At 47.0% G+C, this 23463-nt stretch carries 19 protein-coding genes; 15 read left to right on the top strand and 4 right to left on the bottom strand.

The features are described 5' to 3' along the window. Positions 1-7 precede the first annotated feature (7 nt). Both GQF01_RS04630 and GQF01_RS04625 read left to right on the top strand, forming a co-directional pair. On the top strand, positions 8-2251 hold the full coding sequence (locus tag GQF01_RS04630; RefSeq protein WP_161405691.1) for a glycosyl hydrolase family 95 catalytic domain-containing protein: 2244 nt from the start codon (positions 8-10) through the stop codon (positions 2249-2251). 269 nt (positions 2252-2520) lie between these two features. Next, positions 2521-4794: a chondroitinase-B domain-containing protein gene (locus GQF01_RS04625; RefSeq protein ID WP_235958930.1), complete on the top strand. Its 2274-nt coding sequence runs from the start codon at positions 2521-2523 to the stop codon at positions 4792-4794. Positions 4795-5121: 327 nt separating this feature from the next. On the opposite strand, the gene GQF01_RS04620 is transcribed toward GQF01_RS04625, so the two are convergent. Next, positions 5122-5748, bottom strand: coding sequence for a nitroreductase family protein (locus tag GQF01_RS04620; protein ID WP_161405690.1), 627 nt, complete (start codon positions 5746-5748; stop codon positions 5122-5124). 169 nt (positions 5749-5917) lie between these two features. On the opposite strand from GQF01_RS04620, the gene GQF01_RS04615 reads away from it, so the two are divergent. Beyond that, a complete protein-coding gene (locus tag GQF01_RS04615) occupies positions 5918-8368 on the top strand; it encodes an excinuclease ABC subunit UvrA (RefSeq protein WP_161405689.1) in 2451 nt (816 codons plus the stop codon). Between the two features lie 130 nt (positions 8369-8498). Next, positions 8499-9374 carry a cation diffusion facilitator family transporter gene (locus tag GQF01_RS04610; protein WP_161406431.1) on the top strand — a complete coding sequence of 292 codons (876 nt, stop codon included), beginning with the start codon at positions 8499-8501 and terminating at the stop codon, positions 9372-9374. A gap of 1 nt (position 9375) precedes the next feature. On the opposite strand, the gene GQF01_RS04605 is transcribed toward GQF01_RS04610, so the two are convergent. After that, the gene (locus GQF01_RS04605; RefSeq protein WP_161405688.1) at positions 9376-10044 is read right to left on the bottom strand and encodes an SIMPL domain-containing protein; all 669 of its coding nucleotides are present in this window, start codon (positions 10042-10044) and stop codon (positions 9376-9378) included. A 160-nt stretch (positions 10045-10204) separates the two neighbouring features. On the opposite strand from GQF01_RS04605, the gene GQF01_RS04600 reads away from it, so the two are divergent. Continuing rightward, the gene (locus tag GQF01_RS04600; RefSeq protein ID WP_235958924.1) at positions 10205-11044 is read left to right on the top strand and encodes a squalene/phytoene synthase family protein; all 840 of its coding nucleotides are present in this window, start codon (positions 10205-10207) and stop codon (positions 11042-11044) included. Positions 11045-11137: 93 nt separating this feature from the next. Here GQF01_RS04600 and GQF01_RS04595 read toward each other — a convergent pair whose 3' ends face one another. Beyond that, the gene (locus GQF01_RS04595; protein ID WP_127450781.1) at positions 11138-11347 is read right to left on the bottom strand and encodes an alpha/beta-type small acid-soluble spore protein; all 210 of its coding nucleotides are present in this window, start codon (positions 11345-11347) and stop codon (positions 11138-11140) included. A 217-nt stretch (positions 11348-11564) separates the two neighbouring features. On the opposite strand from GQF01_RS04595, the gene GQF01_RS04590 reads away from it, so the two are divergent. Genes GQF01_RS04590 through GQF01_RS04570 form a run of 5 tightly spaced genes read left to right on the top strand, consistent with a single transcriptional unit; the run spans position 11565 to position 16418 of the window. Continuing rightward, positions 11565-13046, top strand: a complete 1482-nt coding sequence (locus tag GQF01_RS04590) for a M81 family metallopeptidase (protein ID WP_161405687.1) — start codon at positions 11565-11567, stop codon at positions 13044-13046. Beyond that, positions 13046-14365 (top strand): aspartate aminotransferase family protein, encoded by a 1320-nt coding sequence (locus tag GQF01_RS04585; protein WP_161405686.1) that lies wholly within the window; start codon positions 13046-13048, stop codon positions 14363-14365. Before GQF01_RS04590 ends, GQF01_RS04585 begins: the two co-directional genes overlap by 1 nt. A 33-nt stretch (positions 14366-14398) precedes the next feature. After that, positions 14399-15250: an SMP-30/gluconolactonase/LRE family protein gene (locus GQF01_RS04580; protein ID WP_161405685.1), complete on the top strand. Its 852-nt coding sequence runs from the start codon at positions 14399-14401 to the stop codon at positions 15248-15250. Continuing rightward, positions 15247-15633 (top strand): RidA family protein, encoded by a 387-nt coding sequence (locus GQF01_RS04575; RefSeq protein ID WP_161405684.1) that lies wholly within the window; start codon positions 15247-15249, stop codon positions 15631-15633. Before GQF01_RS04580 ends, GQF01_RS04575 begins: the two co-directional genes overlap by 4 nt. After that, a complete protein-coding gene (locus GQF01_RS04570) occupies positions 15633-16418 on the top strand; it encodes an IclR family transcriptional regulator (RefSeq protein WP_161405683.1) in 786 nt (261 codons plus the stop codon). Before GQF01_RS04575 ends, GQF01_RS04570 begins: the two co-directional genes overlap by 1 nt. Here GQF01_RS04570 and GQF01_RS04565 read toward each other — a convergent pair. Continuing rightward, the gene (locus GQF01_RS04565) at positions 16415-17233 is read right to left on the bottom strand and encodes a helix-turn-helix domain-containing protein (protein WP_161405682.1); all 819 of its coding nucleotides are present in this window, start codon (positions 17231-17233) and stop codon (positions 16415-16417) included. The genes GQF01_RS04570 and GQF01_RS04565 overlap by 4 nt on opposite strands. A 230-nt stretch (positions 17234-17463) precedes the next feature. On the opposite strand from GQF01_RS04565, the gene GQF01_RS04560 reads away from it, so the two are divergent. From GQF01_RS04560 to GQF01_RS04540, 5 genes are read left to right on the top strand one after another with little or no spacing between them, the layout of a single operon-like run. Next, on the top strand, positions 17464-19185 hold the full coding sequence (locus GQF01_RS04560; RefSeq protein ID WP_161405681.1) for an amylo-alpha-1,6-glucosidase: 1722 nt from the start codon (positions 17464-17466) through the stop codon (positions 19183-19185). An 11-nt stretch (positions 19186-19196) separates the two neighbouring features. After that, entirely contained in the window at positions 19197-19955 is a 759-nt protein-coding gene (locus GQF01_RS04555; protein WP_161405680.1) for an SDR family NAD(P)-dependent oxidoreductase, read from the top strand. Further along, positions 19952-20740, top strand: a complete 789-nt coding sequence (locus GQF01_RS04550; RefSeq protein ID WP_161405679.1) for a creatininase family protein — start codon at positions 19952-19954, stop codon at positions 20738-20740. The genes GQF01_RS04555 and GQF01_RS04550 overlap by 4 nt, the downstream gene beginning before the upstream one ends. Next, on the top strand, positions 20737-21843 hold the full coding sequence (locus GQF01_RS04545; RefSeq protein ID WP_161405678.1) for a hypothetical protein: 1107 nt from the start codon (positions 20737-20739) through the stop codon (positions 21841-21843). Before GQF01_RS04550 ends, GQF01_RS04545 begins: the two co-directional genes overlap by 4 nt. A gap of 17 nt (positions 21844-21860) precedes the next feature. Then, a complete protein-coding gene (locus GQF01_RS04540; RefSeq protein ID WP_161405677.1) occupies positions 21861-23417 on the top strand; it encodes an FAD-dependent oxidoreductase in 1557 nt (518 codons plus the stop codon). Positions 23418-23463: the final 46 nt, after the last annotated feature.

The raw sequence follows: 23463 nt of genomic DNA, 5'->3' as shown, positions 1-23463 counted from the left end.
TTTTGGCGTGAAAGAAAGCAACAGCTCAGCGGTTCACTTGGATGTAGATTGGGAACGTTTCATGGCAGCTAACGATATGGAATGGGTAGTAAAGCCTGTTAGCTGGGATGAAGGGGCTTTCCTTGGCAACGGTCTACTTGGCACAATGGTATATGGGGAGGAACATGCAAGCAAACGGCATGTACTCCGCATGGTCACCGGGCGCACGGATGTGACGGCAATACGAACGGACAAACCTGGATTTCCTCCACGTGTTCCGCTCGGTGAGCTGGATCTGGAATTGGCAGGGAGAATCTATCATCCGACGCAAATGCGGGTTAGCTTATGGCATGCTGAATTGCAGGCAACGCTTACGACAACGAGCGGAGAGGTCAAGCTTCGCTCGCTTGTACACAGTCTCTACCCAGTGATAGCCGTGGAAATCGAGACGACAGTTGGCGAAAGCGATGCAAGATGTGAATGGTATGCTTATCCGGAAGTTGATCCTGTTCTGAAAAATGCGGACGGCGTGAATTTGAATCAATATATGCCGGAGACTGAAGTGGAACACACGGAAGTAGAGGACGGCATACATGTGTGCACACAGCGCTATTCCGGCGGGGATGGCTGTGTGACTGCCTGGAAGGATGTGCAGGTATCACCGAATCGCCGTATCTACTGGCTATCCATTGCAAGTGGGCATAATGAATCGGCAATTGCTGAAGCGGTAGAGGCAGTGAAGCAGGCTTCTACGGCAAACTTTGAAGAATGGGTGCAGGCTCACCGTGATTGGTGGCACCAGTATTATCGTCAGAGTTTCGTTTCGTTGCCGGATGGCCGTCTGGAAAGCTTTTACTGGATTCAGATGTACAAATTGGCATCGGCAACCCGAGCAGACAAGCCACTGATCGATAATCAAGGGCCGTGGCTCACGTCCACACCATGGCCAGGTGTTTGGTTTAATATGAACGTGCAGATGAGTTATTCGCCGGTGTATACAAGCAATCGATTGGAAATGGGAGAATCGCTTGTTCGTTCATTAAAGGACAACTGGGATAACTTAATTCTGAATATACCGGAAGATTGTCGGCATGATTCGGCTGGATTAGGGCGCAGCTGCAGCTTCGATTTACGGGCTCAAGTCGAAGATGAGGTCGGAAATTTAACTTGGATTTGCCATAGTATATGGCGGCATTATCGATATTCCATGGACGAAAAGATGCTGGGAGAGGTTTTATTCCCGATTTTAAAACGCAGCGTAAACTACTACAGGCATTTGTTAGAGGAGGGAACAGACGGTTTCCTTCATCTGCCGCCGACGATTTCACCAGAATACGGCTCTTTCATGCGGACCACAGTAAGGGATTGCCATTATGATCTTTCCTTGCTTCGCTGGGGATGCGAGACATTGCTTCATATCTGCCAAAGGCTGGAGTCGAAGGATCTACTAATTCCGGAATGGGAAGGCATATTGAAGAAGCTAGTTCCGCTTCCCGTCGATGAGACGGGATATATGATTGGACAAGAGATGCCGCTTGCTTACGGGCATCGTCACTTCAGCCACTTGCTGGCGATTTTTCCACTGCATCTCGTAGGAGGAGAAACGGAAGAGGAGCAGGCCTTAATCGCAACTTCTTTGCGTCATTGGTTGGCCAAAGAAGGTGATCTTCGCGGATTCAGCATGACTGGGGCAGCCTCAATTGCCGCTGTTCTTGGTTGGGGGGATGTGGCGATGCGATTGCTGCAATCGCTACTGCTTATCATCAAGCCGAATACGATGTACAAGGAAGCGGGACCGGTTATCGAAACACCGCTGGCTGGAGCGGAGTCGATTCACGATATGCTGCTTCAGAGTTGGGGCTGCAAGCTACGTGTGTTTCCGGCTGTGCCAGAAGCTTGGACGGAGCTGGCGTTCCATGATTTGCGCGCTGAAGGCGCTTTCCTTGTCGGCGCTGTTCGCAAAGATGCCGTCACGCAGTGGATCAGAGTGAAGAGCTTGGCTGGGGAGCCATGTCTGATCAAGACGGGGTGGAAGGGGCTTGTTCACTGGCACATTATCGGTTGTGACCAAGTGGTTCGTGTAACTGGAGAAGCGTTCATCGACGGTGAAATATCGCTTGAGTTGGATGCCGGTGAAGCGGTTATTCTTTATCAAGGCGAAGTCGTACCGGATCTGCGCGTGTGTTCAGTTGAAGGAACAGATAAAGTAACGCGTTATTTTGGAGGACATAAGCCTTGGCGGCTTTATGGCTTTCATTCGGGCGAGTCATGATGGACGGCTTGTTCGCTTAAGTGTCGATAACAGCGTACAACACCCGCAAAATGTGGATTGATTCCGCATTGCGGGTGTTTTTGTTTCGGAAATAAGGGTCTATTTTCAAAATTTTTCAAAATTGTGATGGGCAGTTGTGATTTTAATGATGAATTTAAGAAAGTGATGATTATCATTCCAGGGATTGGAGGGTAAGATTGACATTGAGTGCGCACTCAACAGTACAAATGTAAGCGTTTTAATTATGAGTTTGGAGAGGGTGTGTATTAATGAAAGCAGGCCGTTTTCTATGTGCAGTACTCTTGTTAACGAGTTTATTGTTCACGATGTTCCCCCAAGCTGGCTTCGCACTAGACACGAAATTGACGATTCCATCGTCGAATGTCACGGCAAGTGCTGATGACGGCAACGTTGCAGCCAATGTAGTTGATGGTAACTTGGCAACTCGATGGTCGGCAAGTGGAGATGGGCAGTGGATTCAGTTTAAGCTGAACGCCGACATGAAAGTCGCATTCATCAAGATTGCTTTTTTGAATGGCGACACAAGGACATCCAGCTTCGATATTCAGACATCGACCGATAATATCAGTTTTACAACGATTCAGGCGAACGTTACGAGCAGCTTGAGCGCAGCTTTGCAGACGTTTGATTTTCCCGATGCTGATCCTGTCCGGTATGTACGAATCGTGGGTCACGGGAATTCCGTTAGCGCCTGGAACAGTTACTCTGAAGTGGAGATATACGGGGATTCCTCAAGCGCTCCTCCTCTTAGCACCAAATTTATAGTCCCCGGCTCAGCGTTGTCTGCTAGTTCGGATGACGGGAACGTCGCTGCCAATGCGGCAGATGGAAACCTGACTACTCGCTGGTCGGCGAGTGGCGATGGCCAGTGGCTCCGGATTGATTTGGGAACGAAGTCGACAGTCGCTTATTTGAAAATGGCCTTCATAAATGGCGATACGCGAACATCCAGTTTTGACATTCAAACGTCCCAGGACGGCATTGCGTATACGACAATCCAAGCGAACGTAACGAGCAGCCTGACCACTGGACTGCAAACTTTTGATTTCCCCGATACTGCTTTAAGCCGGTATGTGCGAATTGTCGGCCACGGAAACTCCGTCAATGCCTGGAATAGCTATACCGAAGTCGAAGTTTATGGATTCGTGCCTGTCTCCACAGCTGGCGAATTTGCACTTGCGCTGAACTCAGCGGTTCCTGGTTCGACCATTGTTTTGGCAAATGGTAATTATGCGCAAACGACTGAATTCGTTATCAATGGGAAAAACGGCACAACGTCCAGCCCCATCCGGATTAAGGCAGCTAATCAAGGCCAGGCGATCATTTCCGGGGGCGCTGCATTGCAAATAAAAAATAGTTCGAACATCATCGTTGAAGGGCTAAAGTTTGCGAATTTGGGTAAAACAGGGCTCCTTTTAGATGGCTCTAACAACATCCGGGTTACCCGAAATAGCTTCGCCCTGCTGCCAACGGGGGCCGGTTTAATCTGGCTGCAAGTTAGTGGCGTCAACAGCCACCACAACCGGATTGATCACAACGATTTCGGGCCCAAAAGCGATACAGAACCGCTTATTGCCTACCAAGGTGATAACAACGGGCATATCTCTCAGTATGATGTGATTGAATACAATTATTTCCATGGCATCGGTCCATGGGTAGACAACGGCAAAGAAACGATCAGACTCGGACTATCCGGTATTTCCTTGTCTAATGGCTACAATACGATCCAGTACAATTTATTCGAAAATTGCGATGGAGAGCCTGAAATCGTTTCGGTAAAAAGCAGCAACAACACAGTGCGCTATAACACTTTTAAAACGTCAAAGGGAGGACTGACTTCCAGGCACGGTCATAACAACTCGTTTTACGGAAATTTCTTTCTTGGCGACGGGGTGGAGTCTGAAGAAGGAGGAATCCGTATTTATGGAAATGACCATAAAATCTATAATAACTATATGGAGAATTTAACGGAGGCGGCAATCTTCGTAGATAGCGGCAATTATGATGGTGGTACGGGAGGTTATCCGGCTAATCCGTCTGATGACGATTTGAGGGCACAGTGGAAAGTATACCGCGCACAGATTATGAATAACACGATCGTGAACAGTTCCACAGGCATCGTTATTGGGAATGCGGGCAAAACCTATGCTCCACAAGACAGCACGATTGCTAACAACATTGTGAGAAATACGACGGGTACTCTTTACTTGGAAAATGTAACCACTAATACGACATTCCAAGGTAATATGGGGTATGGCAGTACGTTAACCAATAACGCCTCACGCACAGCAGCGCAGATTCGTTCTATTAATCCGTTATTCACCACCGTAAATGGTTTGCAAAAGCTTTCGTCTACCAGCCCGGCGATCAATGCTGCCGTGGGCAATTATCCATTTGTAACAGAGGATATGGACGGTGAAGCGCGTTTAACTGCTGATGTTGGAGCAGATGAACAGTCTGGAAATGCTGTATTTGTGAATCATCCGTTAACGGTTGCGGAGGTAGGGCCTTTATCTCCGTGATAGCCTGGGTGATTTGTGCCTATAGTGAGTCTAACGGACACAATGAGATGCTCAACCACCCTAATCCCTGTAACGGACCTATACGCCGTTATTTTGTTTATTTGGCTGGATTTAAGAAGCTAACGGACTGAGGTGCCGTTATCTATTGAATTTGTTGCTGATTTCAGTGTCTTCTTGTCCATTAGCGACACATGGGTCCGTTAGCTGCAATTCCTGTCCCAAAAGCAGCAAATAGAGTCATTTCAGTCCGTTAGCTCACAAAAATCCCGACGAGTTCTTCCTCGCCGGGATTTTTGTGTTTATTCTAATCAGCCTGCTGGTCCCCTTTTAGAAGCGATCAAAGCTTACGAACTCTCCCACAGGCTTGCGGTAGCCACGCGGTCTGCGTTTCTCTAAGTCTTCTTTCCCTATCGTGAGGAGTAGGGCTGGAACATAATTATCGGGAATATGCAGGATTTGGCGCATCATTTCGGGGTCAAAGCCAATCATAGGGCATGTATCCCAGCCTTTTTCTTTGGCAGCAAGCATAAAGAGTTGCGCAGAGAGACTGGCATTACGGATCGCTTCGTCGCGCTTAAAGTCATCTCCTCGATTTTCATAAAAATTCGTAACATCTTCCACCGTCATGTCATATTCCTGTTTGCTGATTACCCCAAGTTGCAGTAAACCTTCGTTCAATCTAGCAGCGTCTTTATAAGCATCAAGGTTACCCAATATGAGAATAACAGCTGAAGCCGTTTGAACTTTATATTGTTTATAAGCCGCTTTGTAAACCTCATCTTTTGTAGTTGGGTCTTTAACAATGATGTAGTGAGCATGTTGCAGGTTAAAAGCAGATGGAGCAAATTTCACCGTATTCAGAATGTCATTCAAGTCTTCGTTCGGGATTTCAATATTCGGGATGAATGCATTGGCCGATCTACGTTCTTTAACAATTGTTGAAAAATCACTCATTGATGTATGCCTCCTATATGATCTACTAGACTTATGTATACACGAATCATATGACTATGTTTACAAGAATGTCAATCGTCAAACCATCAAAATATCAAAATAGCTTGCTTCTATTTTTAGTATATTGTATACAATAAAGGAAGGATATTACAGTGAAGGAGAGGGACAAATGAAGAGTATAACTATTACTGGCGCCCGTGTTCATAACCTCAAGGAAATCAATATCTCCATCCCCAAAAACAAGCTAATTGTCGCAACAGGTGTCAGTGGATCAGGCAAATCCAGCCTAATGTTCGATATCATTTTCGAGGAAGGACGCAGAGAATATCTGCAATCAATTGGGATGTTCACGGGACTCGAAGACGAGCGAAAGTTCGACAGCATTTCTGGTATAGGGCCAACGGTCGCTGTACAACAAAGTATTGTGCGTCAAAGCAATCCCCGGTCAACAGTCGGTTCGAGGACGTATCTTCTAGGTCTTCTTAGTCAACTTTTTACCAGTGAAGGCCAAATGCCTTGTTCCAACTGCAAGACAATTATGGGGAACGGCTTGACCTCCTGCAGCGAATGCGGGAGAGAGAAGGAACGGCTGGGACGAGTCTGCTTTTCCTACAACAATCCTAATGGCATGTGCATGAGATGCTCCGGACGCGGCGCTTACTATCATGTCAATATGGAGAAATTGGTGCCGAATGACCGGACAACGGTACGCGAAATGTTCGAATCGATCGGTGTAACGCCGGGTATCGGCAGAGTGCTGGAGCGAAATCTTAAATCCCACATGGATATGTCGTTCTCGGCATTGTCTGAGGAGATGAAAGATGAAGTGATGAATGGTCACTATATGAATAAAAACAGTGCCAATCAAAGCTTTTGTCTGTCCCGGATATTGCAAAATCGTCATAAGAAAGGCGAATATTTGAGTGGTCTCTACGATCTGATCACTTGTCCCGAGTGCTTTGGATTCCGCATCGGTCCAGATGCGCTCAGCGTTGTTATCAACGGAAGGAATTTTGGAGAAGTTGGCAAGATGACGCTTGTGGAAGCGAAAAACTTTTTCGAATCTGCTCTGGAACAAAGGGAATATACGCAGTTCGGTATGAATCTGCTTAGTGATATTCTGCGTAAACTCTCATCATTAGTCCATGCCCGCTTGGGGCATCTTTCCCTTTACAGGGAGATGTCTTCCTTAAGCGGCGGAGAAATTCAAAGGTTATTTCTTAACTCCCATCTGGAATCGAAGATGGAATCTATCATCTATATTCTAGATGAGCCGACGGTAGGTTTGCATGAATCGGAAAAAGTCGAGATACTCAAGTCGATTTATGCGCTCAAGGAATTGGGTAATACCGTCATCGTAGTAGAACATGACAAAAGCACAATCGAAATGGCAGACTACATTATTGACATCGGGCCTAAAGCTGGGATCGAAGGCGGGCAAGTCATCTATGAGGGCAGTTATGCAGGTTTACTGCAATGCCAAAATTCGTTGACAGGGCAGTATTTGTCAGGGAGAGCCAACATGCCGACTAGATTATTGAAAACCAACATCTTCAGGGATGATGTTTTTACCCCAAGGTTGACCATCCGGCATGCTAGAACGAACAATTTGAAGGATGTGACTGTATCGTTCCCACTTGGTGTTCTTGTTGGTGTCGCTGGCGTTTCCGGTTGTGGGAAAAGCTCGCTCATTTCCGATACGCTAATCCCATTCTTGAGAAGCAATTTCCGCGAACACTCGACAAACAGCCGAGGGGCGAATATGGAAGACGACCAGAGTGACTTCCAGGACGATTTTACGTTTATCGAAACGAAAGCGGAAGGACTGGACGGCCTAGAATACCTTTCAGGCTTCACGGAAGTCTCACAAGCGCCGATCGGAAGAAACGTGAACTCGAGCCCGATTACTTATATTAAAATCTGGGACAAAATCCGTAAGTTGTTTGCCGATCAACCCGAAGCAAGACGGCTCCAGCTGTCCGCGGGGCACTTTTCTTTTAATTCGGAAGGCGCCTGCCAGGCGTGCAGCGGCAGTGGTCGTAACGCGATTTTTCCAGGTGCGCATATGAAGATCTATACGACGTGTGGCAAGTGTAAAGGCAAACGCTACAAGGAAGAGGTGCTGAAAGTTCGGTACAAAGGCAAAACGATTTCGGAGATTCTTGATTTGCAAGTGTCGGAAGCTGTTTCCTTCTTTAAGGAGTATCGGGTAATCGTGAACACGTTGGAAGTTATGAAACGAATCGGCATGGGTTATATTACGCTCGGCCAGCCAACCTCGACGATGAGCGGAGGAGAAGCCCAAAGGCTCAAGTTAGCAAAGGAAATTGGCAAACAAAGAAAAGGCAATATCCTCTACGTCATGGATGAACCGACTACCGGTCTAAGCTTATATGACACGGCCCAACTCATCAAGCTGTTGAATGAGCTTGTCTCGAAGGGGAATTCCGTCATCGTAATTGAGCATAATCTTGAGGTTCTGGAGGTTTGCGACTGGCTTATCGAGCTTGGTCCAGAAGGAGGAGCAAAAGGCGGGAGGGTCATAGCAGAAGGATCGCCGCAATCGTTGAAGAACAATCCGGGTTCGATTACCGGCAAATATTTTACATTGAAATTTTAGCTCGAGGCAACATTCTTTACCCCTCCCTATTTTTTCTCCCCTATGAAAAAACGTTTCTCTAGACCCACACAAACTTCGGTTGATATTATTAACAAGCGCAACGAAAAGCCGAGGGGAGCTCAGCGGTATGATGGAACAAGAGATGAGATATGAGAATTTGAAAATGGGAGAACGGGGAGCTATCATCAGCATTGTGGCCTACATATGCCTTTCTGCTTTGAAGTTAATCGTTGGACATATAGCAGGTTCGGAGGCTTTGAAAGCGGATGGTTTAAACAATGCGACGGATATTGTGGCATCGATTGCCGTGTTAATCGGTTTGAAATTGGCTCAGAAACCAGCAGATGAAGACCATCCATATGGGCATTGGAAATCCGAGACAATTGCCTCTTTAGTCGCATCCTTCATCATGATGGCAGTTGGTCTGGATGTCTTTATAACGGCCATAAAATCGATTTTTCAAGCGAAAGAGCAGGCGCCGGATCTCATTTCTGTGTGGACAGGAGTTTTCTGTGCGACTGTCATGTATGTCGTGTATCGCTATAATAAAAATCTTGCCCAAAAAGTAAAAAGTCAAGCCGTTATGGCCGCAGCAAAAGATAATTTATCCGATGCTTTTGTTAGTATCGGGACCGTCATTGGCATCATGGGTTCCCAATTTCGTTTGCCGTGGCTTGACCCTTTGACCGCGGTATTGGTTGGAGTTATTATATGTAAAACCGCATGGGACATATTCCGTGAAGCCTCTCATTATTTATCAGATGGTTTCGATGAAACAGCTATTCAAGCTTTCAAAGATACGGTGCTGCAAGTCGAAGGCGTTGAAAGTGTGCAAGACCTCCGCGCTAGAAACTACGGAAGTAATGCGGTTGTTGACGTTGTTCTTTCGATCAAGGCAGATTTGGAATTTCAAAAAGCCCATGATATTGCTACCAAAGTAGAAAATGAATTAAAGAAGACGTCCGAAGTTTTTGAAGTCCATGTTCATTACGAACCAGCTAAGTGATTTAAGCAAATAAAAACCACACGCGAACCGCAGCTTTTATTGTTAATTGTCCAGGTTCAATTGAGCTTTCAACCGCGCTTGCAGCAAATTTGGCCGTCATGTAGGGTACAGGTCCTGCTGTCCGCGAAGGTTCCTGTACGTGAGAAGGAACCGATCCAAGGGTCACACCGAGCGTATTAGCGATGGTAATAGCTTTTTGACGAGCATTTTGTATGGCAATTGACAATGCTTGATTCTCATAAAATTCTGGATGTGCTATAGTAAACTGAATGCTAGTAACATTATTCGCGCCATTTGAAACGGCAGTATCAACAAGGTTTCCTGTCTGAGCTACATGATCCGTCGTGATTTGTAGGAGATGGGTGATTTTATAACCTCGAAAGATTTGTTTGCCATCCACATAATCATGAACGATTTCTATACGATATTCATGCGTTTGTATCTTTTCTCTGGGTATATTAAGACTCATCAAGGATTGGATAACGTTGCTTATGGCTTTGGCGTTTTCCGTCTGAATGGCTTGCAAGTTAGGTCCATCTGTCACAACGCCAAGCACGATCACAGCCCGGTCAGGTGCTGCAGTCACGTTCCCCTCACCTAGGACTTCTATGGTGGATGAATGGTTTGAACGCGTAGGGAATGCTGATCTGTTAATAGGATACCCGTACATGGAAGGACTCCTTTCTAGTGGCAGTCATTACCCAATGTATGAGGATTTCACCTGAAACATAACGGGACGCTTGCGGGGGCTTTGTAGAGAAATGATCATTAAATTTGGATTGACAATGTCAACGTGTGTTATCATTGATATCTAGCTACGAATAAGTTAAATGCTAAACGATTACTTGGAGGGAGAATTCATTAATAACGTCGTCCTGAATGATGCAATGACCATGTTGAAGGAAACAAGCCGTACTTTTTATATACCTATTAATGGTTTGGATTTAGGCTTGAAGGAGGCTGTAACATCAGCCTATCTGTGTATGCGAGCTATAGACGAGATCGAGGATCATGATGATCTCGCTGATCCATTGAAAGTTCAATTATTAACCGGGATACATAAAGCATTTCAATCCCCACAGCCAATTGCTGATATACAACATGTATTATCGCCGTATAAAGCGGTATTGCCAGCTGTAACCATGCAGCTTGATGAGTGGGCGCAACTCTGTCCATCTACGGGAGCACCTATTGTATTTTCGTACATCGCGAAGATGTCTTTAGATATGGCAGATTGGGTTCAAAAAGGGTGGAACATCCATACGGAAGAGGATTTGGACCGCTATACCTATAGCGTTGCGGGTATGGTTGGAGAGATGCTTTCCGAACTATGGTTGTGGCATGACGGGACTGAGTCCGATCGCACGAAGGCAATTGGCTTCGGAAGAGGACTGCAGGCGGTTAATATCCTCCGAAATAGAGGAGAGGATCTGAAGCGCGGCGTTGACTTTTTCCCAGATGGCTGGGGATTCAAGGAAATGCAGCAATACACACGCCGCAATTTACAACTTGCTGATTCCTATATCGCTGACCTTAAGGAAGGTCCGGCATTGAAATTTTGCAAAATCCCATTAGCGCTTGCTCATGCTACGGTTAATCTCATCGCTGTTGGCGGTAACAAATTAACAAGAGATGCCGTTCTCAAAATTGTGAGCCGAGTATCTGGCTAAACGGATTCATCATAGGATAGAAAAAAAGACTACATTCACCAGGAGGAGGAAGGTGAGTGGAGTCTTTTTTGTGTTTGCATCTAAGACAAAATATTAACGTTGGAAACCTTGAAGTTGTTGCTCAGCCATTTGGACCAATCTTTTTGTGATGCTGCCACCAATAGAGCCTGCGTCGCGAGTCGCGAGATTCCCATTGTAACCGTCAGGTGAAAGCGGAATTCCTAGTTGTTGAGCTACTTCGTATTTCATTTGATTTAAAGCTGCTTTTGCTTGAGGAACCACTAATGTACTATTGTTTGCCATGGATAAATCACTCCTTTTTTTGGTGTACTCCTATCATGCGGAGTGTAAGGAACTATTATGCATGCATCTTTTGCAAAGGGGATTGGTAATTTTATCCTTGTCTGATTTTCTAAGTGTAAAATAAATTTCTTGATATAAATAAAAATGATATGCTACACTATTTCCATAATATCTCAATTTTATCCCATTATCTGTTAATAGGGTAGGTGAACATGGCATGTCAAACCCGTTACGCATTGGAGTTGTCGGTGTCTACCATGAAACGAACACTTTCGCTCCTGTACAGACGAATTGGAATGATTTTCAACACTGCTTCACGCTTGGAAGGGAAGCCTTCATGGATGTATTCGAGCATACCCGAACGACGATGGGAGGCGTTATCGCGGCATCAGAGGAAGAGAAAGTTTCGCTTATCCCAGGGCTGTACACGTCGGCTACACCGAACGGCATTGTATCGGAAGACGCGGCTCAGCTGATTTTGGAGCAGTTGACGCGTTCAATTGCACCTGATCTTGATGGAATGGTCGTAATTCTACATGGAGCTATGGTTTCCGAGCAATGCTTCGACATGGAGTCCGCCATACTGGAGGCTATCCGTAACGTGATAGGTGAGCAAATACCGATAGCGGTTACTGTAGATCTTCACGCCAATCTTGGTGCGAAGATGGCTCGATTATGCAACTTACTCGTCGGATACGATACTTACCCGCATATTGATGCCTACGAGCGCGGAGAGGAAGCGCTGCATCTGCTGGTTCGTCAGATTCGCGGCGAAATCCAGCCTGTCATGGCCATTGCCAGACCCAACATGCTCGTTGTACCGCAAAAGATGATTACGACAAAAGGGATCATGAAGACAATCATGGAAGAAGCCTTCCAAATGGAGCAGGACCCTGAGGTTCTTAACGTGACTGTCTGTGGTGGATTTCCGTACAGTGATGTGCCATTCGCTGGCATGGCTTTTGCGGTAACGACCAATCAGAATGAAGCTTTGGCACACCGTTATGCGGTGAAGCTGGCTAATCTTGCATGGTCACTTCGAGAAGAGTTTCTGGTTCAAGAAGCTGATGTCGAGCAAGCGATTAGACTTGTCATGGAGGCCAAAGAGGGACCCCTCATTTTAGTTGAAGCATCCGATAATGTAGGGGGAGGAGCCCCGGCCGATGGCACTCATTTGCTACCTGAACTATTGAAGCTTCCATGCCAGAGTTTAATCGTTATTCGTGATCAGGAAGCTGTTTCAATCGCGTGCCAGCAAGGAGTTGGTAGTGAGATTTCATGCGTTATAGGTGGGAAAAGTGACAACTTGCACGGAAAACCAGTGCCAATTGAAGGAAAGATCAAGCTCCTGTTCGATGGTAGGTACACGCATAGAGGCCCGTATATGAAAGGGACTCTGGCTTATATGGGAAAAACAGCTGTCATTGAAGTTAATCAGGTTACGATTGTTCTCACAGAAGAAAGAGTCCCCCCATGGGATATCGGCCATGTCGAATCGATCGGCCTGAGCCCGAATGATTTTCATCTTATCGTCGTTAAATCGGCCGTTGCCTGGATAAGTGCATTCGGTCCTATCGCCAAGCAAGTCATCGAAGTAGATACCCCAGGATGTTGTACCACCTCACTTCATCGTTTAACCTACCAGCATGTCCCACAAACCGTATTTCCATTTCATTTCCTTGATAAGGAGCATGCCTAATGAACCGATACTTACAATCCGTAGAGAAATTGCAGGAAGCGAGAACTTATGTGGCAGGAGGTGTGGCAAGCAGCCTCCGAGCATCCATGAAACCGACGCCACTGTATGTGCAAAAGGCATTCGGAGCAAGAATTCTGGATGTGGACAATCACGAATATATCGACTATATGCTGGCTTATGGGCCTCTGATCCTCGGTCATGCTCATCCTGCTTATAACGAGCAAATTTATGAAGCGATGCAAAATGGAAGTACATACGGTTTACAGCATGATGGTGAGATCCGCCTCGGCCAACGATTAACCGAAATACTTCCTTGCGCAGAACAAGTAGCATTCAGCGGATCGGGAACAGAAGCGGTCATGCTAGCTCTGCGATTAGCTCGAGCTTATACAGGCAAGACCAAGACGGTTCGTTTTTATGGTCATTATCATGGTTGGTCAGATGCGATTTTCACTTCTTTTCCGAGCCCTGATTTTTCTTCAAATGGCCATTCAGCAGCAGCATCAGGGATTATCCAGGGAACTGGAGGTCAGAGCCAGAATAGCCTGCAGGATCTCATTGTGCTGCCATGGAATGATCCGGAAGCTTTGGAAGAGACACTAACGAAACATCAACATGAAATCTCAGCGGTGATCACGGAGCCGGTTATGTGTAATTCGGGATGTATTTCACCTTTGCCCGGGTACATGGAGAAGATGAGGGAATTAACTTCGAAATTCGGCATCGTACTCATTTGGGATGAGGTGATTACGGGATTTCGGCTAGGTTTGGGTGGCGCTCACGAGCGATTCGGCATTGATCCAGATCTAGTAACGATCGGCAAAGCGATGGCAGGAGGGGTTGCCTTAAGCGCGGTGGCTGGTAAGAGAGACATTATGCATCTAATCGAAGAAGGAACGGTCATGCATCTGGGTACTTTAAACGGCAACAGCCTGGCAACAGCCGCGGGACTCGCTGTGATCCAAGAGTTGTCGAAATCTGAGGGGCAAGCCTTCAAGGACATGGATCGTACTGCGACGATGCTGACAGAGGGGATTCGCTCGATTCTTAAGGCTAATGGGCTCCAAGCCGTTGTGAATCAGCAAGGGCCAGTATTCCATCTGATGTTTATCGATCGAACCGAAGTCGCTGATTTCGATACATTCAATCTTCGAGATTCCCAGCTTTATACACGTTTTGCCGAAGAAATGCTGCACGAGGGTGTTCTTGTTCGTCCGAATGGGCTTTGGTATGTGTCAACGGCACATGGGGAGAAGGAAGTTCTGGAGACACTGGCTGCTGTAGAACGGGTTGCACAACGAATCGCGGCTTACCGATGAATAACAGAATGGGGAAGAAGGAGGCGGGAGCAAGTGTTATATGTGAGTCAAACGTTAACCGAACCTCATTTGTTTACATCAGGGATCGAAGGCCCAGCTTGTGATAAACAGGGGAATGTGTATGCTGTGAACTATGCTAGACGACATACGATAGGGAAAGTAACACCTGAAGGGGTCAGTCGTCTATTTCTAGAACTGCCTGCAGGTGCTACAGGAAATGCGATTCGCTTTCATCGAGGCGACATGTTCATCGCCGACTATACCGGGCACCGTATTTTGCGAGTGGACATGCAAACGCTTCAAATTGACACATTTGCGGAGCAGCCCGCCATGAACCAGCCCAATGACATTGCTGTTACGAAGAATGGCATGTGGTTTGCGAGTGACCCGAACTGGAAGCAATCGAGTGGGATGTTATGGCGTATCGCTCAGAACGGCATATCTACCCTATTGGAAGCCGAAATGGGCACAACGAATGGCATTGAGGTCAATTATGATGAGCGGAGTCTGTACGTGAATGAAACCGTTCAGCGGCGGATTTGGCAATACGATCTCATAGGCGGATCTGATATTTGCAATAAACGGTTATTTCATGAATTTGCCGATTATGGATTGGACGGTATGCGCTGTGATATCGAAGGGAATCTGTATGTTACGCGATATGGAAAAGGGACGATTGCCGTTCTTTCGCCGCAAGGTGAACTGCTGAGGGAAGTTGCTCTTAACGGCAAACTATGCACAAATGTCACATTTGGCGGAGCAGATGGACGCACCTGCTATGTCACCATGGCGGATGCGGGAACGATTGAAAGCTTTCGAACGGAGACACCAGGAAGATGCTGGGCTCTTTGGAACGACAATGATGAAAGGAGTGTTGAAAGTTGAAACAACCTATTGCAACCGATGGAGCAAGTGGCAAGCCCTTTTCTTCCGCAATACAAGCGGGAGGTTTCGTGTTCGTGTCCGGTCAAGGAGGACTGGACCCCGAGACAGGACAGGTTGTGAGCCCGGATTTAAGGGCTCAGACCTTACAGACACTGGAGAACATTCGACATATCTTGGAAGCAGCAAATGCCACATTAGAGGATGTGGTGAAAGTGAACGTGTATTTGAAAGAACGCTCCCATTATCAAGCATTCAATGAGGTGTACGGCAGCTATTTTGCCTATCCCTATCCGGCCAGGACGACCATTTATTGTGATTTAAATTTTGATATTTTGGTAGAAGTCGATGTTATCGCACTTTCTCCAGTAAGGAAGGATGATTGATGAGTATAACGGATAAATCGAGCCAAACCGTCAAATCAGCTGACCGTGTGCTGGATATTTTTGAATTGTTCGGGGAAGTTGAAGCAAGAGAATTAAGCTTAATGGACATCACACGCCAGTTGGAACTCCCAGCGAGCAGTGTTTTTAAAATTTTGCAGAATTTGGTGCATCGTGGTTATTTAGACAAGGATGAGAACGGAAAAACGTTTCGACTTGGTTATAAAATCTTTCAAATTGGTGCCAAATATGCGCAGCAAACGAACTTAACAACAGAGTTTCAATATATTGCGGGGCAGATCGTTTCAGAAGTGAATGAAGCTGTTTATCTTGCGATTCGAAGCGATAGGAATATCCTGTATATTGCTGAAAAACAAAGTACACACCATGTGCGCTTTATCTCGCATCTGGGGATGAAGCTGCCGCTTCACACTACTGCGATGGGCAAATTATTCTTAAGTGCTATGACGGATGACGATGTCGTGCAGCTGTACAGAGAGCAAGAACTTGGTCTTCTGACCGATCATACGATTTCTGATCTCAAGAAATTAGTGGGGCAGCTCCAGGAGATTCGCCAGGCAGGAGTGGCTTACAGCGAGGGGGAAGCGGTACAAGGTATCCGTTGTGTAGCTGCCCCCATCTATAATGCTAATCAAGAATTGATAGCTGCTATGAGTATTTCTATTCCGACGAACAGATGGAAGGAAGATACATGGAGCCAAATGACAGAGCTTGTCGTGCAAGGGGCGAAGAAACTTACTTCGATACAGTATTATCAAGCTACCTAACTTTCCGTGAATTGTTTCCGTAACTCTAGCGGCGTGAACCCGTTCATTTCCTTAAATACTTTATCAAAATAATTCACATTACAGAAACCCGTGCGCTCAGCAATTTGCGTAATCGTGAGGTCTTTTTCAATCAGTAAGCGTTTGGCCATGTCTACCCGATAGCGATTGATATAATTCATCGGAGTAAGTCCCGTGACCTTTTTGAACAAACGGGTAAAGTGAAAAGGGCTCAAATTGACCAGTCCACCGAGGGTGTCAGTATAAATCTTTTGCGCATAACAGGACTCTATGAAATCAATAGCAGGTTTGAGACGTTTGTATTGGTCAAAGCTTTTGTTCAAGTCTTTCGATAGAGACAACTCTTGCTGAAAACCGCGAAGCATAGGAATCATCATGCGATACAGAGAAGATTTAATGATGAGCTCACAGCCAATCTCTTGTGCCGCGTACTCTTTGAATGCGAGTTCAAAATGGGTCGTCAGGTCGTTCCATAACGGATGTGAGGGGAGGATGGGCTCCAGGATGGGAGCTGTCTGTATGAAGCGGGCGAATACATGCTGTAGTTCGGAATGCTCAAAAGAGCCAGATAGCAAGGACATATCGAAGATCATCCCGTGGATGGTGCTGCTCTTGCCGTTCAGGGACTGCATCGAATGAATCTTGCAACTATTAATAAATAAAATAGCCGGTGCTCGTACGACAAAGGTTCGATTATCGATATGAATTTGCGCTTCACCTTCCATAAGCTGAATAAACTCGAGGTGATCGTGCCAATGAGGTCTGACCAAGTGAAAACAACTAATGACTTCGGTCATTCGGAGAGGGAAGCGCCTACCTTCGAAGGGTTCAATTTTCTTCAAAGCATCCAATGCAGCTCACCAGCCTTATCTATTAGATGATTCTGAGTATATCATAGTCTCTAACGCACCGAAACGATGAAAAGAGCAAAATCTTGTAATGAAAGCGCAATTTCTTCTATAGAACCGGCTATCTAAAATACGCGATAATAAAATCAATAAATGGGTTCATAGAGGAGAGAGCAAATTTGACAGGCAAGATGGCGCTGCATGTTCAGGAACATTTACCAGATCTGTGGAAAGAGGGAGCACTGTTTGCTTTCTCTGGATACGACGGACAGACGGATTCGAATTCGCAATTCGTAGCAACAGTGGGGGCTAAAGAGATCAGCCTGCTATTTCATACGCCAAAGCGCAGATGGCTGCAATTTACCATGCCTCATTCAGGTGAGGTTCGCATCGCCACAGGAGATGTCATGGTAACCGAAATGGAGGAGGGCCCGCTGCTGGCGGTTTATCAGAGCTGGCATACACTCGTTGGTCTGGCTCCTGTGGCCGTCGATATCCAGTTAAGCTTTGAAGAAGAAGGGGGAGGCAAAGCTTGGGCAGAAGATTCCCTTGTCATCACGGAGGCAGCTAACGGAAGGGATGTCATCGTACTGCTCAGAGACAAGGAACGATGGGCATTAGCTTACGGAAGCCACCTAGATGAAGCGGTCAGCCGGGTAAGGAAGGGGCTTACCGTCGACGCGTGGGAAGAAACGGAAGCGAGACTGAAATTTTATCAGCGAGTGCCCAAGCAGGATGACCCGTTGAAGGAACGTCTGCTTCTGAAGTGCTTTAGCGTGATGAAAGTCAATACGCTTGCACCTGAAGGTGTCATACGTCAGCATTGGTCCACGCCTGACCGTGTTCCTCACCAAGCAATGTGGCTGTGGGACTCCGTATTTCACTCGTTTGCGATGAATGTGCTGAACCCCGAGCTGTCATGGGAGTTCCTGAAATCCGTCTTAGATACGCAGCGTGAAGATGGCATGATTCCTCATACTAGCAAAGTTGATGGATCAGGTTCTAGCATGACGCAGCCTCCCTTACTCGCATGGGGTGTTTGGGAGAACTACCTGCATACGAAGCAAAGCATCTCTTTACGTTATGCGCTCCCTATCCTGGAACGTTATCTAGATTGGGATATCACGAACCGTGACCGAAATGAGAATGGGCTGCTCGAATGGATGATCGAAGGCAATCCGCTTTGCCGCTCCGGAGAGTCCGGTATGGATAATTCTCCACGGTTTGATCGTGCTGCGGTATTGGATGCTGTTGATTTCTCTGTCTTCGCCGCTCAAGATGCTCATTATCTCGGATTAATCGCAGCCGAGCTTGGAGAGACGGAAACAGCAAGGCGTTGGCAGCAAAAAGCGTCTGATCTGAACGATCAGATTCAAAATCTGCTCTGGGATGAGAGAGAAGGATTTTATTATGATCGTGATATGGACGGAAGCTTCTCTAAGGTGAAGGCCGTAAGTGGATTTTTACCACTGCTCCTAACTCATATGCCTCATGAACGTACAGATCGACTAATTGCCATGCTGCAGGATCCAAGCCATTTCCAAACCAGATTCCCTATTCCAACAACAGCGGCTACTGAAGAAACGTACGGCACAGATATGTGGAGAGGTCCTGTATGGATGAATATGAATTACCTAGTCTATATCGGTCTTAAGAAGCAGGGGAGAGCAGCGGAAGCAGATCAACTTGCTCAGCAAAGTATCCAGATGGTGCAAAAATACTATGAACAATACGGGGTTATTTTTGAGTATTTTGATTCTGCGGACCTCGTGCCTCCACCAGAATGCGATCGAAAGGGGCCACCGACTGGTACGTATAATATTCGTCAAAAGATGGACGTTGTCAGAGATTTTCATTGGTCGGCAGCTTTGACAGCTTGTCTATTAATGGAACAGGCATAGGGGGAACCATTGTGGCGCAGTTAAGCGGAAAAGTGATTCTAGTAACAGGGGCGCTTGGCAAGCTGGGAATGTCAGCGGTCAGGATGTTTCTTGAGCGAGGCGCCAAAATCGTAGCGACTGATCTAGCTACACCCGAGGATGCCAAACAAAGGTTGAGCGATCCAGCCATTGCATCGTTTCTCCCAAGTGACTTATTGTACATTCAATCCGATGCGCGAGATGAGAAACAGGTCACAACTACGTTAGAAAGCATTCAGAAAGAGTGGGGCCGCTTGGATGGTTTATATCACAATGCGTACACACAAATATCTAAACCCGCTCTGCAGCTCTCTTTAGAGGAATGGAATCAAGTACTTCTAGGAACTTTGACGAGTACCTTTCTGATCAATAAACATGCTCTTCCACTTCTGATTGAATCGGGAGGCGGCGTGATTCTGAATGCTTCCTCTGTCTTAAGCCATAAGGTGAAACCGACTTGTCTCGCTTATGGTGCTGCCAAAGCAGGCGTCAATCAGATGACCCGAGTCATCGCTGCTGACTACGCACACATGGGTGTTCGAGCTAACGCTTTGCTCCCAGGTGATATCAAAACGGAAGAGGCATTAAGCTCACTTCCGTCTTCCTTCAAAGAAGCCGTTGCCAAGATGACCCCGCTTGGCCGTTCGGGAACGCCTGACGAAGTATCGGAATTGGCTGCCTTTCTGCTGTCTGATTCCGCATCCTATATAACAGGCGCATTGCTTACGATTGACGGGGGATTTGCGCTATGACCGATTTCTTGTTTCACCACGGAACACGCGAAACGTTAAAACGCCATGCGGATGAGGGGTATGCGGTAGTGGTTCCACTTGCCGCTACGGAGCAGCATGGGCCTAATCTTCCAGTATTTACCGACAGTTTGATAGGAGAACATCTGGCATTTGAAGCCTGCAAGCAGGCTGCGACGTCCACGAAGCTTCTATTAGCCCCAACGCTTGTTGTGGGGTGCTCACAGCATCATTTGGCTTTTGGCGGCACGCTATCGTTCACTTCGTCTACTTATCTTCTCATGTTGAAGGAAATAGGCGAAAGTCTAGTAAGCGGTGGCTTTCGTAAAATCATCTTTCTCAACGCACATGGAGGCAATGAGCCCATGATGCATCAGGCCGCTCAGGATCTAGCCGTGCAGCATGATATCTGGACGGCCTCCGCTTCCTATTGGAGTTTATCTCGATCAGCCCTTACAGAGCTTCACGCGCAAGAAATGGGGATGGTCCCGGGGCATGCCGGAGGCTTCGAAACCTCCCTTATCGCATCGCTTACGCCGGATCTGATCCGAAATGAAAGCATAGATCGCCCAGCACATTCGCAGCGGTCTTGGATTAATGCCGGCCCACCAGGATCTTTCGTCGGCAAACACAGTTACTTAACCGGTGTGGATGGTTATACGGACTCTGCTCACCAGGCTGATGCAGCCAAGGGAGCCATGTACATGCAAGCAATCATTGAATCGACGGCACAATGGCTTGTGCAAGTCGGCAATTGGATGAATGAAGGAGTGGAACTGGCCCCATGAGCGCACGGACTGAGCGGAAAAAAGTAGCTGCCATCATTACGGAATACAGGCAAGACTCCCATGCGGAAGTGATCATCGGACGGCTGCTGGGTATGTTCGATTATACGTCGCAGATCGATGTTGTATCGCTGTATCTGGATCAAGTTCCTGCTAATGATACTGGCATGGCACTAGCGCAAGAGCGAGGTATTCCAGTCTACGGTTCCATTTTGGACGCAATTGCAGCTCCCCATGTTGGGAGTCCGATTCATGGCGTTCTTTTGATAGGCGAACATGGAGACTATCCATGGAACGAGAAACGTCAAAAAATGTATCCACGCCGCTACTTTTTCGAAGAAACGTTCCGTGCTTTGGATCTATTGGAGCTGAACGTACCTATATTTAATGATAAACATCTGTCATTTTGCATGCAGGATGCGGAGTGGATATACAGTGAGCTGAAGGAGAGAGGACTGCCTTTTCTGGGGGGATCCTCTATTCCGCATACCCCACAAGTGCCAGCATATTCTCCAGAGAAGCTAAATCAAGTGCAGGAGATTTTCGTAGTCAGTTGGCTTGGCACTGAATCATATGGCTTTCATGGCATAGAGGTGCTGCAGGCCGCAGCCGAACAAAGAGCTGGCGGTGAGACCGGAATCCGCTCGGTTCAAACGCTGGAAGGCAGGTCGGTGTGGGCCGCAATGGATCGGGGAGAGGTTCCCGAGGATCTTATGATGCAGGCGCTTGGCTCACTAAGAGATGTACTGCCTGGGCATCCGAGGGATCACGTTGATGTGCCCGTTTTGTTCATAATTACCTATACCGATGGTCTCAAAGGTTATGTGCTTCAGCTTCAGCGGTTCATACGAGAGTGGGGACTTGCTTTCCGTGAAGGTAATGGAGAGATGACAGCTGCTCGCTGTGAGAGTGGAATGGGGCGTCCTTACAGCCATTTTGAGAAGCTGACACAGCTGATTGAGCAGATGGTGCTGACGGGCCGCTCACCTGTGTGTGCGGAACGGACATTTCTGACAACTGGAATGATCAATCTAGGCATGGAATCTCTGTTTCTAGGAAGGAAGATAGAGTCACCGCAGCTGTGTTCTATCTCCTACCCAAATTGAACCAAGGAGGAGACCACATGAGTGCTTTTTCACATTTATACTATTATAAGCCCAAGCAAGCTCTACCTCGTCAAGCGCCTCGCATCGAAGCGGATCTTTGTATCTATGGAGGTACTCCAGCTGGTGTAGCAGCAGCTATTCAAGCAAGCCGTATGGGTCTGAAAGCGGTAATTGCCGAGTTCAGTCAGCATGTAGGCGGAATGACGTCAAGCGGACTCGGGCGTACAGATGTAGGAAACACGATGGCTATTGGGGGAATTTCCAGCGAGTTCTATCAAGCATTAGGGCAGCACTACGGCAGCGATGAGCCTGATGGAAGAACATGGGCGTTAGAACCTCATGTGGCGGAGCGGATTTTCACCGAGTGGTTACAGGAAGCAGGAGTACCGGTGTATTTTGAGCAGCATTTAGAAGCCGTAGAACTGCAATCAGGACGCATCACGCAAATCAAAATGGAAGACGGAAATGTCTATACAGCTCCAATGTTTATAGATGCTTCTTATGAAGGAGATTTGCTCGCACGAGCTGGCGTTTCTTATCATGTGGGTAGAGAACCCGGCACCGTGTACAAAGAAATATTGAATGGTATTCATTTTGGTCATCCCAAACATAATTTTACGGCTTGGGTAGACCCGTATGTGAAGGAAGGGAAGATAGATAGCGGACTGCTTCCAGGAATAACCGATGCGCTGCCAGGCGTGCAAGGACAGGGAGATGATTCCGTTCAGGCGTACAATTTCCGAATCTGTTTGAGCAGCAACCCGGATAATCAGCTTCCTTATCCAGAGCCGCCTAACTACAATCGCGATGAATTCGCTCTACTGGCGAGATATATTCGAAGCGGCGTCTGGGATGCCTTGAAGCTCAACAAGGTGATGCCGGGGGGCAAGAGTGATCTAAACAATTGGGGCGGAATTTCGACCGATTATATTGGACGTAACTATGCTTGGCCAGAGGCGGGCTATGCGGTTCGCGAGGAGCTGTTTCAACAGCATCTTCACTATAATATGGGAATGCTTTATTTTCTGGCGAATGATGACACGATTCCAGCAGCCATTCGAGCGGAGGTTAGAACGTGGGGGCTTCCAGCTGATGAGTTTACCACAACGGGCGGCTGGCCGCATCAACTCTATATTCGTGAAGCGAGGCGCATGATTGCAGACGTTGTTATGACCGAACATCATTGCCGTCATTATCGAACAGAGGAGGATTCAGTGGGGTTAGCCGCCTACACCATGGATTCGCACAATTGCCGGCGATTGGTACTGGACGGTCGGTGCATCAATGAAGGGAACGTTGAAATCAGTCCAAATGGGCCTTATCCGATTTCGTATCGAGCGATCATTCCAAAAGGAGAGGAGTGTACCAATCTCGTTGTGCCCGTATGCTTGTCTTCCTCGCATATCGCCTATGGGTCTATTCGAATGGAGCCAGTGTTTATGATCCTTGGCCAATCCGCGGCCACGGCTGCAGCACTAGCGCTGCAGCACCAATGTGCCTTGCAAGATCTGGATTATGGACTGCTGCGAAAACAACTGCTGCTAGATGGTCAAATCCTTCACATGAATGCATAAAGAGATGTGTCATTGATTCAAAATTGTTCTTAATGGGAGGTCATAC

The organism is Paenibacillus silvestris, from assembly GCF_009882985.1.
GTDB lineage: Bacteria > Bacillota > Bacilli > Paenibacillales > NBRC-103111 > Paenibacillus_E > Paenibacillus_E silvestris.
This window is presented reverse-complemented; position numbering and strand designations above follow the sequence as displayed.